13 protein-coding genes and 1 pseudogene are annotated in these 16,581 nt (G+C 40.3%); 7 read left to right on the top strand and 7 right to left on the bottom strand.

Annotation, left to right across the window (positions count from 1 at the left end):
* Window positions 1-43: 43 nt before the first annotated feature.
* The 5 genes from EP57_RS16195 to EP57_RS16215 all read right to left on the bottom strand — a co-directional run bounded on the left by EP57_RS16195 (window position 44) and on the right by EP57_RS16215 (window position 6,770).
* Complete coding sequence (locus tag EP57_RS16195) at window positions 44-1,501, bottom strand: AcpB/EbpR/MafR family transcriptional regulator (RefSeq protein WP_036088424.1); 1,458 nt, start codon at window positions 1,499-1,501, stop codon at window positions 44-46.
* Window positions 1,502-1,686: 185 nt separating this feature from the next.
* Window positions 1,687-2,589, bottom strand: a complete 903-nt coding sequence (locus tag EP57_RS16200) for an AEC family transporter (RefSeq protein ID WP_036088427.1) — start codon at window positions 2,587-2,589, stop codon at window positions 1,687-1,689.
* A 110-nt stretch (window positions 2,590-2,699) separates the two neighbouring features.
* On the bottom strand, window positions 2,700-4,181 hold the full coding sequence (locus EP57_RS16205; RefSeq protein WP_036088430.1) for a DHA2 family efflux MFS transporter permease subunit: 1,482 nt from the start codon (window positions 4,179-4,181) through the stop codon (window positions 2,700-2,702).
* A gap of 176 nt (window positions 4,182-4,357) precedes the next feature.
* Window positions 4,358-5,323 carry a cation diffusion facilitator family transporter gene (locus tag EP57_RS16210; RefSeq protein WP_036088432.1) on the bottom strand — a complete coding sequence of 322 codons (966 nt, stop codon included), beginning with the start codon at window positions 5,321-5,323 and terminating at the stop codon, window positions 4,358-4,360.
* 22 nt (window positions 5,324-5,345) lie between these two features.
* Complete coding sequence (locus EP57_RS16215) at window positions 5,346-6,770, bottom strand: CapA family protein (RefSeq protein WP_036088433.1); 1,425 nt, start codon at window positions 6,768-6,770, stop codon at window positions 5,346-5,348.
* Between the two features lie 1,178 nt (window positions 6,771-7,948).
* Between EP57_RS16215 and EP57_RS16220 the strand changes: the two genes are divergently transcribed.
* Window positions 7,949-9,379, top strand: a complete 1,431-nt coding sequence (locus tag EP57_RS16220) for a DEAD/DEAH box helicase (protein ID WP_036088434.1) — start codon at window positions 7,949-7,951, stop codon at window positions 9,377-9,379.
* A 24-nt stretch (window positions 9,380-9,403) separates the two neighbouring features.
* On the opposite strand, the gene EP57_RS16225 is transcribed toward EP57_RS16220, so the two are convergent.
* Window positions 9,404-9,799, bottom strand: coding sequence for a (deoxy)nucleoside triphosphate pyrophosphohydrolase (locus EP57_RS16225; protein ID WP_036088435.1), 396 nt, complete (start codon window positions 9,797-9,799; stop codon window positions 9,404-9,406).
* A 148-nt stretch (window positions 9,800-9,947) separates the two neighbouring features.
* Between EP57_RS16225 and EP57_RS16230 the strand changes: the two genes are divergently transcribed.
* Window positions 9,948-12,947, top strand: a complete 3,000-nt coding sequence (locus tag EP57_RS16230) for a DUF3427 domain-containing protein (protein ID WP_052167733.1) — start codon at window positions 9,948-9,950, stop codon at window positions 12,945-12,947.
* A gap of 59 nt (window positions 12,948-13,006) precedes the next feature.
* Here the strand turns inward: EP57_RS16230 and EP57_RS16235 are convergent, their stop codons facing one another.
* Window positions 13,007-13,411 (bottom strand): (deoxy)nucleoside triphosphate pyrophosphohydrolase, encoded by a 405-nt coding sequence (locus tag EP57_RS16235; protein WP_036088437.1) that lies wholly within the window; start codon window positions 13,409-13,411, stop codon window positions 13,007-13,009.
* Window positions 13,412-13,854: 443 nt separating this feature from the next.
* Here EP57_RS16235 and EP57_RS16240 point away from each other — a divergent pair, with 443 nt between their 5' ends.
* The 5 genes and pseudogenes from EP57_RS16240 to EP57_RS17400 form a co-directional block, all read left to right on the top strand.
* Window positions 13,855-14,142: a TIGR04197 family type VII secretion effector gene (locus EP57_RS16240; RefSeq protein ID WP_036088438.1), complete on the top strand. Its 288-nt coding sequence runs from the start codon at window positions 13,855-13,857 to the stop codon at window positions 14,140-14,142.
* Window positions 14,143-14,168: 26 nt separating this feature from the next.
* Window positions 14,169-14,471, top strand: coding sequence for a hypothetical protein (locus tag EP57_RS16245; RefSeq protein WP_036088439.1), 303 nt, complete (start codon window positions 14,169-14,171; stop codon window positions 14,469-14,471).
* Window positions 14,458-15,927, top strand: a complete 1,470-nt coding sequence (locus EP57_RS17300) for a T7SS effector LXG polymorphic toxin (RefSeq protein WP_036088440.1) — start codon at window positions 14,458-14,460, stop codon at window positions 15,925-15,927. The genes EP57_RS16245 and EP57_RS17300 overlap by 14 nt, the downstream gene beginning before the upstream one ends.
* Window positions 15,927-16,355 carry an SMI1/KNR4 family protein gene (locus EP57_RS16255; RefSeq protein ID WP_036088442.1) on the top strand — a complete coding sequence of 143 codons (429 nt, stop codon included), beginning with the start codon at window positions 15,927-15,929 and terminating at the stop codon, window positions 16,353-16,355. The genes EP57_RS17300 and EP57_RS16255 overlap by 1 nt, the downstream gene beginning before the upstream one ends.
* A gap of 116 nt (window positions 16,356-16,471) precedes the next feature.
* Window positions 16,472-16,581: pseudogene (locus EP57_RS17400) on the top strand (hypothetical protein); the annotation flags it as partial.

The raw sequence follows: 16,581 nt of genomic DNA on the forward strand, positions 1-16,581 counted from the left end.
AAAGCGAGCACAAATCCAGTTGGTGATTTGTACTCGCTTTTTCTTATGCTCGGCGTTCTAAAATCATGTCCAGCTGAGCAAAATCGGTCGATGAAGGCGGAATATTCCAAAGTAAGCCATCTGCCTCAATATCTGGCTGCTCATAAAACGGAAAGTCACTAATAATCAAATCAATATGTGACTTTGGAGCATGCACTTCCTTCTCCTCACAAATAACGAGCTGGTCTTCCGAATATTTTCTACGAATTTCGCCACGCAAATATTCTTCCCACAAATACCCGTTTTCAGAAATGACTTTCACATGAAGCGCATCGAAATCCGCTTTTTGTTTAATAAAGATACTATAAATTTCAACAAGCCGATTCACAATCAAAGGAAGGTTTGGACGAATAAATCGATAATCAGGATGGTTTGCATATTTACTTAACGTTTTACGAATCTGGTCACGTAGTGTGACTTCTTCTGCTGACATTTTTTGAGGGGGAAGTTCGGGTAAAATATTAGCTTTATCAATGAATGAAAAGCGAGCGAGGAAATCGACAGTCTCACGAACAGCAAGATCCGTATCGTCAATATGAAAATCATTTAAAAGTTCTACCAACTCCTGGGCAAGCTTGTACTTTGGTAAAAAAGCTTCAGGATTAGTTTTAGCGCGGATGCTCAAAAATAGCCCACTCGTATGTGTGAAATGACTCCAAAACATAGTAATAGCAATAAAATAACGCTCACAAGAACTTAACGTATTACCAAAAATATTTTCTAAAAGCGTGTAATCTATCGTGCGTCCTTCTGGCTGAGAATGAAGAATTTCTGTCCAAATAGCGATATCTTTAGCTGGAAGCGAGAAGTCATGCCCTTGCTTAGCTCGAGTCAATGAAACAGCAATAGAAATCGCATATTTAATTCTTGATGATAACGAAAAATGAATATGATAAAAAGCCTCCGCTTGCGAAATAAAAGTATCAATAATTTCATAAGGTATATCTGGAAATGGCCATTCCGTGTAGGGGTAAGATTTACTGTAGATTTGGTAGTAGAAAAAGCGAAGATTGATTTCAGGTCCTTTAATGGTTAAAGGGCTAGTTTCTAAAACAAGATTACTTTCGGCCAGATAGGTATCGATTTTGCGAACACGACGATAAATTGTAGGGAGGCTAACAAAATGTTCTTTTGCCCAATCTGCTAAATGTATGGCTTTCTCCTCAAAAGCATCTTTTGCTAGCGAATAAAGATACGAATTACTCACGACAAGCGCGTAAAGATAAGCAAAATTTACATGTTCACCAACATCAAGGCGGATATTTTTAGTATCATCCTCATAAACGTGGGCGACGTTCTTATCAAACAGTTCTTGGAGAGAAATAATATCAGTTTCTAGCGTTCTTGTAGAGCAATGAAGTAGATTTGCAAGTTCTTTCTTTTGATAGTTTTGGTCAGTTTTAAATAAAGTGTGTAGTAATCTTAGTTTGCGATACTCCGATGCGACGATCAAATTTTTCAAACGGACACGCTCCTAACTCTTTATTTACAATGGCACAGGGACAACGCTTGGAAACACAAAGTAACGCCATGCCTATTGTAGGCCCGGCGTTATCGTGGTGTAAAAAAACATTGTGATTAACCAAACAAAAAATATTAACTTTGTAAACTATACCACAAAGTTAGCATCTTGTCATTAATTTCTAATCAAAAAATAAATAATAAGACAATAGGTAGCGTAATAATGCTCAGGACGGTGCTAATAAATGTTGTGCTGGAAACAAGGTCGGGTTTCGTATTGAATTGAACCGCCAGAAGTGTTGTATTCGCAGCAGTTGGCATGGCCGCAAGCAAAATCATAATTTGTTTTGTCATTGTATCGACAGGAAGAATCAGCGTAAACAAAACCGCGATAAGAGGTGAAATCGCAAGTCGTAAAATAAGGGACATCGACACTTTCGGAATATCAATGCGGCGAAACGAAATCACCGCGAGCTGCATCCCAAGCACGATCATAATCGTCGGAATCGCCGCATCTCCAACGAGTTTCACACAGGTCATCACGCCAGCTGGAATCGGCATATGTACAAGTTGTAGCAAAATCCCAAGCAACGCCCCGTAAGCAACAGGCATTCGCACAACGCGTTGCCATACGATTTTCATACTCGCATTCTGTGCACTTCCCCTAGCCGCAAAAAAGACCCCAATGGTACTCATCGCAAGCTGTTGCAACACCATCAAAATAACCGCAATATCAAGCCCTGCCGCACCAAAAATCAGCAAAACAACAGGTGTCCCATAATTCCCATTATTCATAAAAGCAGAAGCTAGAATCATCGCGCACGCATCTTGAATATCATAATTCATCACTTTCGCAATCACATAAACAATCGCAATAATCGACAAACAAAGCCCGACTACAAAAATAAATAAGTATAAATAGTCCATCGTCAACGCATTCGTATAAAACGTGTTAAACGCCAAAAACGGTGACATCAAGTAAAGCGTCAACTTCGATAAATTCGGAATATCGAACTTCAACGTTTTCTGCCCAATAAATCCAATCGCAAAAATACCGAAAATCGGCAACAAAATCAAAACAAACTCCATCCAAATTCCTCTTTTCCATAGTAGAAAAACCTTTTTTACTATCTTAGCATAAAACGTCAAATAAAAAAGCAACACATCGCAAGTTTTTCACCGGATGTGTTGCTCGAATCTTATTTAGCTACTGTTTTCTTCCCTTTAGGACGAATATCTTTCACGAATAGGCTTAGAATCAAGCCGACAACCGCGAAGGCTACGGCAACGATGAACGCTGCTTTCATACCGTCAAGGTTTGCTGTTAATGCTTGGCTTTGGAATGCTTGTGGATCAGTCATCGCCAAAGCTTTTCCAGGCATGTTGTTTTTCGTTACGTTACTTAGGACTGTAATTAGGATCGCTGTACCGATTGAACCGGCAACTTGGCGAATCGTGTTGTTGACCGCAGTACCGTGACTCATCATGTTCAGTGGCAACGAGTTCATACCAGCTGTTGACATCGGCATCATAACCATTGAAATACCGAAGAAACGCACAGCGTAGAAGACGATAATGTACATAGTCGACGTGTCCTTCGTTAAGAACATGAACGGAATTGTACCGGCCACAAGTAAAGTCATACCTACAATCGCAAGTAATTTCGGACCAATTCTATCAAAAATAATACCGGTAATCGGGCTCATAACACCCATCACGATGGCACCTGGCAGTAGTAACAGACCAGAATGTAGCGCCGAATCGCCGAGAATATTTTGAATGTAAAGTGGTAACACGATTTCTGCACCAATCATTGACATCATCACGATTGCACTAATAATAGTGGAAAGCGTGAAAACTGGTGATTTGAAAACGCGAAGTTCGAGCATTGGTTTTTCCATTTTAAGTTGGCGCCAAATGAATAGGATTAAGCCAACAACGCCGACTGCGAACATCGTAAGCACAAGGCCGTCTGTCCAACCGTCTGTACCCGCACTACTAAAGCCGTAAAGCAAGGCACCAAAGCCGATTGTCGAAAGCGCGATAGAAAGAATATCGATTTTCGGATTCGTCAGTTCGACTACTTTTCTCATTGCGAAAAGGGCGAAGATAATATCAATAACGGCGATTGGAAGCAAAATGATGAAAAGCATGTGCCAATCATAGCTATCAACAATCCATCCTGATAAAGTTGGCCCAATAGCTGGCGCAAAAGCGATAACTAACCCGACCATACCCATTGCCGCACCACGTCGATCTGGCGGGAAGATAAGTAAGAAAATGGTTTGCATAAGAGGCATCAAAATTCCGGCCCCAGCGGCTTGGACAATACGCCCAATAAGTAACCAAGTAAAGCTATCAGAAAAAGCTGAAATAGCAGTACCGATTGTGAAGACAATCATTGCGGTTAAGAATAATGTTTTAGAGTTGATTTTGCCAATAAGCATGGCGGTGATCGGAATCATAATCCCGTTCATAAGTAGGAACGCGGTCGTTAACCATTGTCCTGTAGATGCTGTAATATCTAGATCTTTCATGATGTGAGGCAAAGCTGTTGATAAAATGGTTTGGTTTAAGATAGCGACGAATGCCCCCACAAGCATCACTGTCATTAATAGCATTCGATTGTACGGCTTACCGTGGATATCCACCGGCTTTTCCGCATGAGTCGTTTGTGTCATGTGTTTAGTCTCCTTTTGCTTTAAGTAATTAGTTAACTTAATTAACTATTTGATTATATGGCAAATGGAAGGAAGAGTCAATCAAAAACTTTGCAAAATGAAGAAAAAATTTTTAAGATATCTGGAAATAAAAAAATACGGCCAAATCAGGGGAGATTTGAAACCGCATTCGTATTCTAACGACCATCGCCATATTGCCAATTACGAATCGCGTCATCTTCGTCAAAGGAAACGAGAACATCGACGACATGAGGGACTTGGAGGATACTTTCTTCGAGACGATCTTTAATATCATCGACTTCGGCAAGTGTGAGCGCTGGATTAAGCTCGACCTCCACATCGACATGGTAAAAGTCGCCTTCTTTTAAAACTTTAATGACTTGAATATCTTGCACATCAGGATCACTCATAACAAGCTGACCAATCTGAACTTGCATACCTTCATCAGATTCGCCAATCGCGCCGGCCGCATTATCAAGAAATACTTTTCCGACGACGATAAACATCATAATCCCGATAAGCGCCGAGGCAATACCTTCTGCTTGGTGATATGGCGTGTAATGCGAAATAATAATTGCAATCATCGCTAACAATCCGCCACCTGTAGCCACCGAATCTTCGAGGAAAACGAGGCGAGTTGCCGCTTTTGCTTTTCCAAAATTCGCGATACTATCTTTGAAAAGGTTCAAACCATGCGATTCAAGGCCAACATCGTGTGTGATTTCGCGCATTGCTTTGACAAGAACGAAGCTTTCCAGAATCGTACAGACCGCAAGCACCACTAAGTTAATCACAAAACCAGTAGATTCCGTCGGATGGAAAATGTGTGAAATACCTTCCTTGATCGTCTCAAAAGCCATGATACCAACGACCAGAACAGCGCCGAGAAGTACGAGATTAACAACACGGCCAAAACCATTCGGAAAGCGCTTTGTCGGGCGTTTTTTACTAAGTGCCGAACCAACGAAAACGAAAAATTGGTTGGCTGCATCACCGAGACTGTGTAGCGTTTCAGCAAACATCGCGACATTTCCGGTAAAAATGTAGGTCGCGCCTTTAATGACGGAAACGAGAACGTTCACGATTGCCGCGGTGAGTGCGGATTTGTTACCTTCTTTAAGTAGTTGAAATAGTTCTTTCAAATTCGGGTTCCTTCTTTCTTAATTAAAATGGATCAAAATAGTCATACGTTGTGACGCCGCCATTAATTGGTTTACTAATGCGGGTTAACTCATTGACAATTTTTTTAGCATCGGCACCGAAAACTGGGAGTGGCTGGTAGTTATTTTCGTTCAGACTACCATCAGAATTCTCGTAAGTTGGCACGATGGAGATGCTTTTCAATGTGATTTGATTATTTTCTTCGGTAAAACGTAAACGGAACATCGATGTCATGCGTGAAAGCAATGTCGGATCAGCACCGAACGCGAAGTCTCCCATGCTGTAAACGATGTATTTACCATTGTATTTTTCAACGCTTTCTAGGCGATGCGGATGGGAACCCATAATGATATCAGCGCCTGCATCAATGATTGCATGACCGAACTGGGTTTGGTAATCCACTGGTGTTTCATGGTATTCGACGCCCCAGTGCATATTTACAATGACTAGCGTATCATCTTTTTTATACTTTTTGACATCGGCTTCGATTTGGGCGAGATAGCTTGGTGACTGCTGGCTCGAACGGCAATCGTAGCCTAGGAAAACGGTTTTGATACCACCGATTTTAGTGATGAGCGGCATATCTTTATTGAAAACAGGAATATCATTATCTTTAAAAGCTTTCAACGTATCGTCATAGCCAACTTGGAAGTAGTCCATCGTGTGATTATTCGCGAGATTTGCGGCTTCGACGCCACTTGCCGGTAGGAAGGCCACATGCGCTGGATCACTCTTAATCCGCCACATTTTCACCTCGGCTTTTGTCGCTGTTGTAAAAGCACTTTCGGCATTGATAACAGTGTAGTCATCAGATTTGAACCACGGCAGGCAGTTTTGATAGACGTAGGTGTCCGTGCCGTTGTTCTTCTTGAAAACATTGTCAAATTTAAGATGTTCGGGTGTTTCAGGATAGGTGCCAAAAGAATTATCGCCAACCATCGTGAGGGTGATGACGCCTTTTTGTTTTAAGCCTTGTTCATAATTGGCAGCTGCCGCGTAGAACCATTGATATTGCGTGGTTTTCGTGATGTCGGGTAATTGCTTTTCGGTCGCGATGAATGCAGGGTACACTTTGCCGAGCGCTTTCTTGTCGGCTTTGCCTGATTTGTAGTCTTGGAGCGTTTGAAGGCAGGCGGTGACTTGTTGGATGTAGTCGCTGTTTTTATTTTTGGTGTGTTTGAATTGTTTTGTAGCGCTTAGAAGTTGGGTTAATTGCTTTTGTGATTTGGTATCTCCGCCGGAATTTGCGATGGCTTGTAGTGTTTTTTGCGTTTGGGCTGAGATTTGTTTGACGTCAGCGGTTGTCGGATTTTTCTGGGATGGGGGTTGTGATTGTGTTTGTTTTTCCATAGTGTGGACGGTGAAAAGAATGCCAATTGCGAAAATTAGGATGATGCTGCTTGCGATAATGAGTTTGGACTTTTTCATGGGGTTTATTCCTTTCTGATGCAGATGTGTTTGCTATAGATATTATAATATAAAATGGGTGGGATGACTATATGGGAGTGATGGTGGTGGGTGATGTTTGGGCTGGTCGATTGTGGCATCTAGCTTTGAGAGGTTGAACGGGCTCTTTTGTTGTGGTTCTTATGAAGCGTAGTTTGCTGAGTTAGAACCTCAATATGCAGTCGAATGAAATGAGACTGCCTTCCTTTGTGGGTTATGGCGGTGGGCGATGTTTGGGCATGGCGGGTTTGGCGTCGCGCGTGGTGGCTAGCTTCAAGAGCCAGCTCCTCGAAGTTTTCACAGCCTCCATAAAAATCAAGGGAGGATTTTTACTACGCCTGCTCCAAACTTTTTCGGAGCTAAGCGGGCTCTTTTGTTGTGGTTCTTATGAAGCGTAGTGTGCTGAGTTAGAACCTCAATATGCAGTCGAATGAAATGAGACTGCCTTCCTTTGTGGGTTATGGCGGTGGGCGATGTTTGGGCATGGCGGGTTTGGCGTCGCGCGTGGTGGCTAGCTTCAAGAGCCAGCTCCTCGAAGTTTTCACAGCCTCCATAAAAATCAAGGGAGGATTTTTACTACGCCTGCTCCAAACTTTTTCGGAGCTAAGCGGGCTCTTTTGTTGTGGTTCTTATGAAGCGTAGTGTGCTGAGTTAGAACCTCAATATGCAGTCGAATGAAATGAGACTGCCTTCCTTTGTGGGTTATGGCGGTGGGCGATGTTTGGGCATGGCGAGTTTGGCGTCGCGCGTGGTGTCTAGCTTCGAGAGCCAGCTCCTCGAAGTTTTCACAGCCTCCATAAAAATCAAGAGAGGATTTTTATTGCGCCTGCTCCAAACTTTTTCGGAGCTAGACGGGCTCTCTCAGCTTTTCGTTTTTGTCTAGCTTCAAGAGCCAGCTCCTCGAAGTTTTCACAGCCTCCATAAAAATCAAGAGAGGATTTTTATTGCGCCTGCTCCAAACTTTTTCGGAGCTAGACGGGCTCTCTCAGCTTTTCGTTTTTGTCTAGCTTCGAGAGCCAGCTCCTCGAAGTTTTCACAGCCTCCATAAAAATCAAGGGAGGATTTTTATTGCGCCTGCTCCAAACTTTTTCGGAGCTGAACGGGCTCTCTCAGCTTTTCGTGTTATACTTAAAATAAAACAATAGTTATGAGGTTGAGTTATGAAATTTGGTAATATTAGTTCGGATATTGAGAAGGCGTTGGCTGGGTTGGGGTATAAGGAGGCGACGGAGGTGCAGCGGGAGGTTGTGCCGCTGGTTTTGCAGGAGCGGGATGTGGTTGTGAAGGCGCAGACGGGTAGCGGGAAGACTGCGTCGTTTGCGATTCCGATTTGTGAGCTTGTGGAGTGGGGCGAGAATAAGCCGCAAGCTTTGGTTTTGGAGCCGACGCGGGAATTGGCGGCGCAGGTGAAGGCTGATTTTACGAATATTGGGCGTTTTAAGCGGATTAAGGCTACGGCGATTTTCGGGAAGTCTCCTTTTGCGAAACAGAAGTTGGAGCTGAAGCAGAAGAGCCACGTGGTTGTTGGCACGCCTGGGCGGACGCTCGATCATATCGAAAAAGGAACGCTAAGCCTTGAAAAAGTGCGGTATTTGGTCATTGATGAGGCGGATGAAATGCTGAACATGGGCTTTATCGAACAAGTGGAGGCGATTATTCAAGCCTTACCGAAAAACCGCGTGACGATGTTGTTCTCAGCGACATTACCGACAGACATTGCCGTGCTTAGTGAAAAATATATGAAAACACCGCAACACGTTGAAATCACGGCAACTGGCCTGACTACGGCGGACATTTCGCACGAAAAAGTAATTGTCAAAGAAGATGCAAAAATGTTGGCGTTACGCAATACATTGATTGTGCAAAATCCTGATAGTGCGATTATTTTTTGCAGAACACAAGAACGCGTGGACGATGCGTATACACAATTGCGCAGAATGGGCTATCCAGCTGAGAAAATCCACGGTGGCTTGACACAAGAAGATCGTTTTGGCGTGATGAATGATTTTAAACGCGGACAATTCCGCTTCTTAGTAGCAACAGATGTGGCGGCGCGCGGGATTGATATTGAAAATATTTCGCTGGTGGTAAATTACGATGTGCCGCTAGAAAAAGAGAGCTATGTGCACCGGACTGGGCGGACAGGAAGAGCTGGTCGCAGTGGAAAGGCGATTACGTTTGTGACGCCGAATGAAGACCGTTTTATAGCCGAAATCGAGGCATATATTGGATTTGAAATCCCGCAAGTTGATCTGCCGAGTGAGGCGATTGTTGCCGCACGAAAACCTGCGTTTGATGAGAAAATGGATGAGGCGCCAGTCGTGAAGAAGGATAAGAGCGCGGCGCTTAGTAAAGATATTATGAAATTGTATTTTAACGGCGGGAAAAAGAAGAAGTTACGCGCTGTGGATTTCGTAGGGACAATTGCGAAATTAGATGGCGTGAGCGCAGATGATATTGGGATTATTACAATTGAGGATAATGTGTCATTTGTGGAGATTTTGAATGGAAAAGGCACGCTTGTGTTGAAGGCGATGCAGGAGACGACGGTGAAAGGGAAGAAGTTGAAGGTGAGCAAAGCAAGGAGATAACAAAAAGATGCCTAGTCAGCGCGATTAGGCATCTTTTTTCTGAAGTTTGTGAACGGCTGGGAGGTTCGCTGGTGACCAAGTTAGGTCGGACAATTCACCAAGTGGCAGCCATTTCATTGCTTGATGAACATGTAGCGCAGGTGTACCATGAACTAAATCACAAAGAAAACAAGTGAGGTGGACATTGGCAAAATCGTACGCATAGGTGGTTTGGCTAAATTCTTTCCTCACATAAATGAGACAGCCAATTTCCTCCTGAACCTCTCGAATAAGCGCATTTTCGGGTGTTTCGCCAGGCTCTATTTTACCACCAGGAAATTCCCAATCTGAGCCATTAATCGCCGAATCGAGGCGTTGGACACAGAGTATTTTATTTTCGTTTTGAATAATAGCTGCGACGACGTGGAGTGTTGTTGGCATTTGGAGCCTCCTTTTTTATTTTAATCATATCATACTATTCTCAGAACAGAATAAAAATGACAAAATGACATAGTTAGAGGTAAAAAATAGCCAAATAAGCTATAATAAGAATAGTAGAAATTTACTAACAAGGTGGATTGAGATAGAGATGGACGAATATTATTCAGAGAAAAATAGTGAGAATGCGGATGAAGTTCGTGAACCTGTTGCTGAATACGTTGTTGACAAGCAGCCGCAGCAACTAAGTTTGGAATTTCCAGAAGAAAAAATGGGCGAGTATTGGGATGATACAGCATTAAATAAGACAGGCTTTGAGGAAACTAAATTAATTTATAATGAGGCGGAACAGCTTTTAGACGTTTTGAAAAAAGAATTGTCAACCTGTTCTAGTTTTGATATCGTTGTTAGTTTCATACGAACTTCTGGATTAAGTTTGCTTGTGAGTACGTTAGATCAGTTACAACAAGCAGGAATTAAAGGTAGGGTTATAACAACTACATACTTAAATATTACAGAGCCGAGTGCCATGGAGACACTTTTGCAGTACCCTAATATTGAGACAAGAATTTATCAGCCTCAAAGTAGTCTAGACAGCTTTCATGCTAAATCATATATGTTTTACCGAAATAATGGAGCCGATTCAATCATTTTAGGTTCTTCTAACATTTCAAAAGCAGCACTGAAAAACGGAGAAGAGTGGAATTTGCGCACATACGAGAAAGATTCGGACAGTGTTGTGAAAACGGGGCAATCGAGATTTGAGCACCTTTGGAATCATGATAATATTGCTTACTTAGACGAAACTTATGTGAGTGATTACAAGGAGTATTGCCGAATCAAAGATGGGAAGTCAACATTTAAAGCGAGCTTCACTAATTCTCAAACACTGGATTCAACAGAGTTAAAACCGAATTCAATGCAAGATGAGGCATTAATCAATATACAAGAATCGATGAGAAATGGTCACACTAGAGCACTTGCGATTGCGGCAACAGGAACCGGAAAAACTTATCTGGCTGCGTTTGCTGCTAAAGATATTGGCGCGAGTTCCGTGCTTTTTATCGCTCACCGAATAGAACTTTTAGAAAGTGCTCATAGGACATTCCGCAATGTGTTTGATGATAATCTCAATTCATTTTCTTATTATAAATCAGGAAAAAAAGAATTGGCTAAGTTTACATTTGCATCGATGCAAACACTTGCTAAAGATTTAGAAGATATTCCAATGGATCACTTTGATTTTATTATCATTGATGAGTTTCATCGCGCAGCGGCCCCGCAGTACGAAGGATTGATTGCTCATTTTCAGCCTAGATTTCTATTAGGATTAACTGCGACGCCTGAACGAACTGATAAAGTGAACATATATGAAATAGCAGAGAATAACGTGGTCTCTAACATACGTTTAGAAGAAGCGCTAGAAAGAGAGTTATTAGCACCTTTCCATTACTTTGGTATTTCAGATCATACGCTGTCAGAACTAAACATGGCTTTTAATAGCGAGCGCGAATTAGTTATACAACTAAACACGAATAGACGGGTAGACCTGATTTTAAAAAATATGAAGAAATATCAATATAGTGGCGATACGCTACACGGTTTAGGTTTTTGCGTCAACAAAGAGCATGCAAAATTTATGAGCGAACAGTTTAATCGAGAAGGTATAAAAAGTGTCTGCCTCACGGATGAAGACAAGGGTGAAAAAAGAGTAGAGATGATAAAACGACTTCGCGATGTAAATGATGATTTGCAGTTTATTTTTACTGTGGATATTTTTAATGAAGGCATCGATATTCCTGAATTGAATCTGATTTTATTTTTACGGCCTACTGAATCGGCTATTGTTTTTACACAACAACTTGGGCGTGGATTACGAAAATCAGCGAACAAAGAATATGTAACGGTACTCGATTTTGTTGCTAATCACAGGAAGAGTTATCTAATTCCAGTAGCTTTAATGGGTGATAGGGAACAAGGATATATCGATAAAAATAAAATACGGTATATGGTGCATAGTAACTTTAAGGAGTTAAATGCTAATTTGCATATAGATTTGTCACCGATTGTAAAAGAAGAGATATTGCGAACATTAGATACGACAAAGTTTAATACGGCGGATAATATTAGGGCGATGTTCCAGGATTTTGATAAAGTAGTAAAGCAAAGTACAGGAAGTAATCGGACAGTACAGATACTTGATTTTGTTAAATTTGAGAACGCACCAAAAATTAGACAATTATTATCTGGAACAACGTATAAAAATATTCATACCATCAAACAAAAAACGGAACTAGCTGATACTATCGATACAGTGATTTTTGAAAACAAAGAATTAACAAAGCTATTTAATAGTATTTCAAGCCTTATTCCAATTCGTAAATTTTATGATTATATAGCCTTAGTTCTGCTTTTAAAAGATGGTAAAGTGAATTTAGAGAGCGTGCAAAAGTATGTTGAATATGTATTTTCGATAACAATGCCAGAGCAGGAAATGGCCTCGATCGGATTTGCAATTACAAGATTAACCAACAATAAAGCGTTAAATCAGAGTTCTCAAGATGATGAAGGAACTATTCATTTAGATCCAAAACTAGCTGCATTATTAGCTGGTGATGCTTTCAAGAGTTTATTAAACGGTTATCTGGACTACGGTATACGCAGCTATGAGCAAGAATTTGGTAAAGAAATTTTTCTTCATGATGAAAAGTTACATCTTTATAAAAAATATAGAAAGGAAGATGTGGCAGTTTTTGAGGGATTTGGTGGCGATTTATCAACATGGAATCGAGAAGGTGTGCAATTTTATAATAATTGTTTTTACCTGTTTGTTAATATGGAGAAAGAGGATATTGCGGAGCATTTAGAGTATAACGATTTCTTTATTGACCACAACAAATTCCATTGGCAATCACAAAATAATACAAACCATACATCATCTCGCGGAGAAAAATTTATTAATCATCAAGAACTAGGAATTCGAGTGAAATTATTTGTTAGAAAAAAGGCCAAGGAAGATGGTGTAACAGAGCCGTTTATCTATTTGGGAGAAGTGGATTATGTTAGTAGTCATGGTGACTCTCCTATGAATGTAACTTGGCGCTTTCATAAAACGATACCACAACAATTATATGGTGAGTTGACATACTAAAAGCTTGAATCATATTTTGATGAGTAAACACACTCTGAAAAGATATGATTCAAGCTTCTTTATTTTTGTGAGAAGGTCATTTGTTGCAACTTCTGTACAGCTGGAATATCAGCCGGAGCCCATGTTAGGGAATCTAATTCAGAAGGTAGTAACCATTGGATAGCATGATGTTCTAACAGTTTTGGTTCACCGTGGATTAGGTGGCATAGGAATGTCGTAAGATGAACGATACCAAAGTCGTATTCATAAACAGTATGTTCTACTTGCTCACCGATAGATACTTCGCAATCCATTTCTTCTTGAATTTCTCGTATCAAAGCATTTTGAGGGGTCTCATTAGCTTCGATTTTTCCACCTGGAAATTCCCATTGCAAAGCTAAAGAGGAGCTTGAAGACCTTTGTGCACACAGGATTTTTTCGTTTTGAACGATAACAGCACCAACAACATGAATATCTTTTTTCATTTAACAGCCTCCTAAATTTCGCAGTTCTTCTAATCATAATATAAAAGGTGTGATTTTTCAAAGGAGGCATTACAAACTAAATACAGTTAACTTGTTAGGTCATGATTTAGTGATGCAGAAACTGAAATAATTTTAACAATTCACTGTGCTGTGACGCCAGATATAATGACACATAATTCATGTAATCCAAAATTTATATTTTCAGTTGTTCTAATATCTGAAAATGATTCGGCTATATACATTGGTTTTTCACGAGTGCAACTGTTTTAAATGACTTAGCATGATTACACAATCTCACCATAAAGCAAATATTAACCAAGCCAATAGACGTAGTACCATTTGCCAGCGAATCACACATAGGTTAAAATGGTATAATCAAGGAGATATACGAAATTATGATCCAATGATTACACAGAAAATCCAACTAGAAAGGAAGCAACGCCATGTCAAAGAAAATTCAATTACCAAGCGGGCGTCTATCAGAACATGCCAAAGAAATCGGCAGTAGTGCCAATAACATATCGTTTGATTTGCGGCCTAATATGTCTTATTCGACGAGTTCTGCACGTCAACTAGTACAAAGCAGTATGGACGCGGGAAATATGATTAAAGCGATGCCAGAAGCCTTTAATAAGGATGTGCAAAATCTAAAAAATGTCGAGCAGGCATTTGTTGCCTCAGAGAAAAAGATGGCGGACATGTGGAGTAAAGCGCTTCATTTAGACAAATAAAATAACTTTAGGAGTGAAAAGAAGGGATGAAACAGCAGGAAGATGCCGTAAGAAAGAGTATAGAGAAACAACGGGAGTTAGAAGAAGTAGAACGCGAGTTTAGGCAATTAAAACGCCAACAAGAAGATTTGCTCATACGAATTGGGAGTGCATGGCGAGGCAACCTTTCGGAGAACAAATTAGGCGTGATCGCATTAGATTTAAATCAAGAACAACGCATGACCCAAAAGCGCCTGTATAACTTAGATGACCAACTACAAGCCGAACACAAACAGGCAAAAGCCGACGTCGAACGAGTGAAAGAGGCGAAAGCAGATGCCACGCATTGATATTAGCGAAGTACGTTATTTTGTCGACCAATTTTTAAGCGAGTCTCAAAAATTGAAGGAAGCTCTGTCAAACTATCGAAAAGCAGTTGCAAAAATTGTAGCAGATAATGAAATCAAAGGTGACATCGCAGACAGTGCGAAAGACTACTACCAAACGGTTCACTATCCCATTGTGGACACAACAAAAGCATGTATGACGGATGCCGAAGAAATTTTAAAAAAGTATATCACGGATTTTCATAATCAAGTGGACCCATCGATGAATGCGAGAATCGATTCCGATGAATTACAAGCGCTACAAGGCGAGATAAGAAAGTGCCAAAACCGTTATGAAGACTTGTTAGTAAAAATGAAATCAATGGCGGGTGGTTCTTCGTTAGGACAACAAATCGGGATGCAGTTAGGCATGCAAACAGCAATGGGACAATTACAACATGAAATGCAGATTATAGAACGTTATTTAGATTTTGATATGAGCCACCAAAATGTGATGGAGGATGTGCTGACGAAGCTGTATCAAGTAAAGCAAGGGTTAGCAGAAATTCAAAGCAGTAAAGCATTTAATACTGTCAGTCATACCTTCCACACAAAAGCGCTACATATGGGCTGGCTAGATGGTTTGGTGGCAGAGAAAAAGCCGAAGCAATATAACTTTGATGACTATACAAAAACATTGGAAGGAAACTATTGGATACTGAGTAAGAATGGCATAACCGATGAAGAAAGTGCGAACGCCACCATTGCCTATAACGATGCGTTAAAAGATGGTACAATTAAAATGGCAGACGAAGAGTCTGGTGACTTCATGACCGATTATATGGTTGCTGCTGCCAAAGGTGTCAATTTGCTGAATCCAGAAGAACCATTAACCAAAATGCAAAGCTTCTCTATTATTGCAGGAGTCATGACAGGCATGGTTGCCTTCAAAGGTCGTGGCATGGTATATAAAAAAAGTAATATCAGCAAAGTAGAGTCTGAGCTGAAAATTAAAGAATATGGCGAACCAATTGTTATTAAAAAATCCATTAATTCTGGGTTAGTTAGAAGTTATATTAAGGATGTAGAACAGAGAACGAGCCGTAAGTTGGCTAAAATTCAAATAGATGCTCTAAAGGATGCATTGCGAACAAAAGAGTATACAAAGTTGAATCCAGCGGAAACAAATAAACACAGATTGGCTTTCAAACAAGTAAAAAATAAACTTATCGTAGAGTGGGAGCAGAAAACTAATCAAACATGGCCACGATATTCTGAAGAAATATTATCTGCTAAATCTGGTAGAGTTATACGTAAAACAGGAGAGCCATACGACGCGCATCATCTTATCGAAAATACATTTGGTGGCGAACATGAGTGGTGGAATATGCATCCAGCAAAATTCCCAGACGAGCATCAAGCGGGTATTCATGGAACTGGTTCACCTGCAAAAGAGTTATTTAAAGGAGTGAAAAAATAATGCAATTTAAATTTGTGACTAATAATCCTGAAAACAGTTTTTATCCATTGAATCTACAAGATATTGAACAAGTAGAAAAGGAATTAGGCTTAACTTTCCCAAATGAATTAAGACAGTTCTATTTAGAAATAGGCTATGGTTTTTTCAAAGGTTCAGAGTATCAAATAAATAGATTAATGGACCCAGAGTCAGTGAGAGATTTTAGGTTGAGAATAGACGATTATGAGTTTTATCCAGACATAGAAATTTTTGATGAGGTAGAAGAAGATAAATTAGTCTTTTTTGAAGGCGATGAGAGTACAACAATTTTAATAGGCCTCGGAGAAGGGGAAACAAGTCCGATTTATTTGTTTGATACGTTGATAGCCAATTCTCTTAAAGAGTTTTTGGAAAAAATAATGGAAGACGACCTGTACTATATGAAATGAATCACTAGGATTTTCTGATGATGAATCGTAAAAATAAGTTTTAGGGTGTTTCCTCGAGCGCTGCTAAAAAGGAGTAGATTTAATCGAAAAAAATAAATGATGATTTATTTGGCGAAATCGAATTTGATATGTATTGGAGTGGAAAAACCTCAATCACAATGTTTGGAAAAAAACGTGAAGTTATTCTAAGTATCGATGGGGAAGAAGATGCTAATTTTTCACCAAT

The sequence above is a fragment of the Listeria booriae genome, from assembly GCF_000766865.1.
Classification (GTDB): domain Bacteria; phylum Bacillota; class Bacilli; order Lactobacillales; family Listeriaceae; genus Listeria_A; species Listeria_A booriae.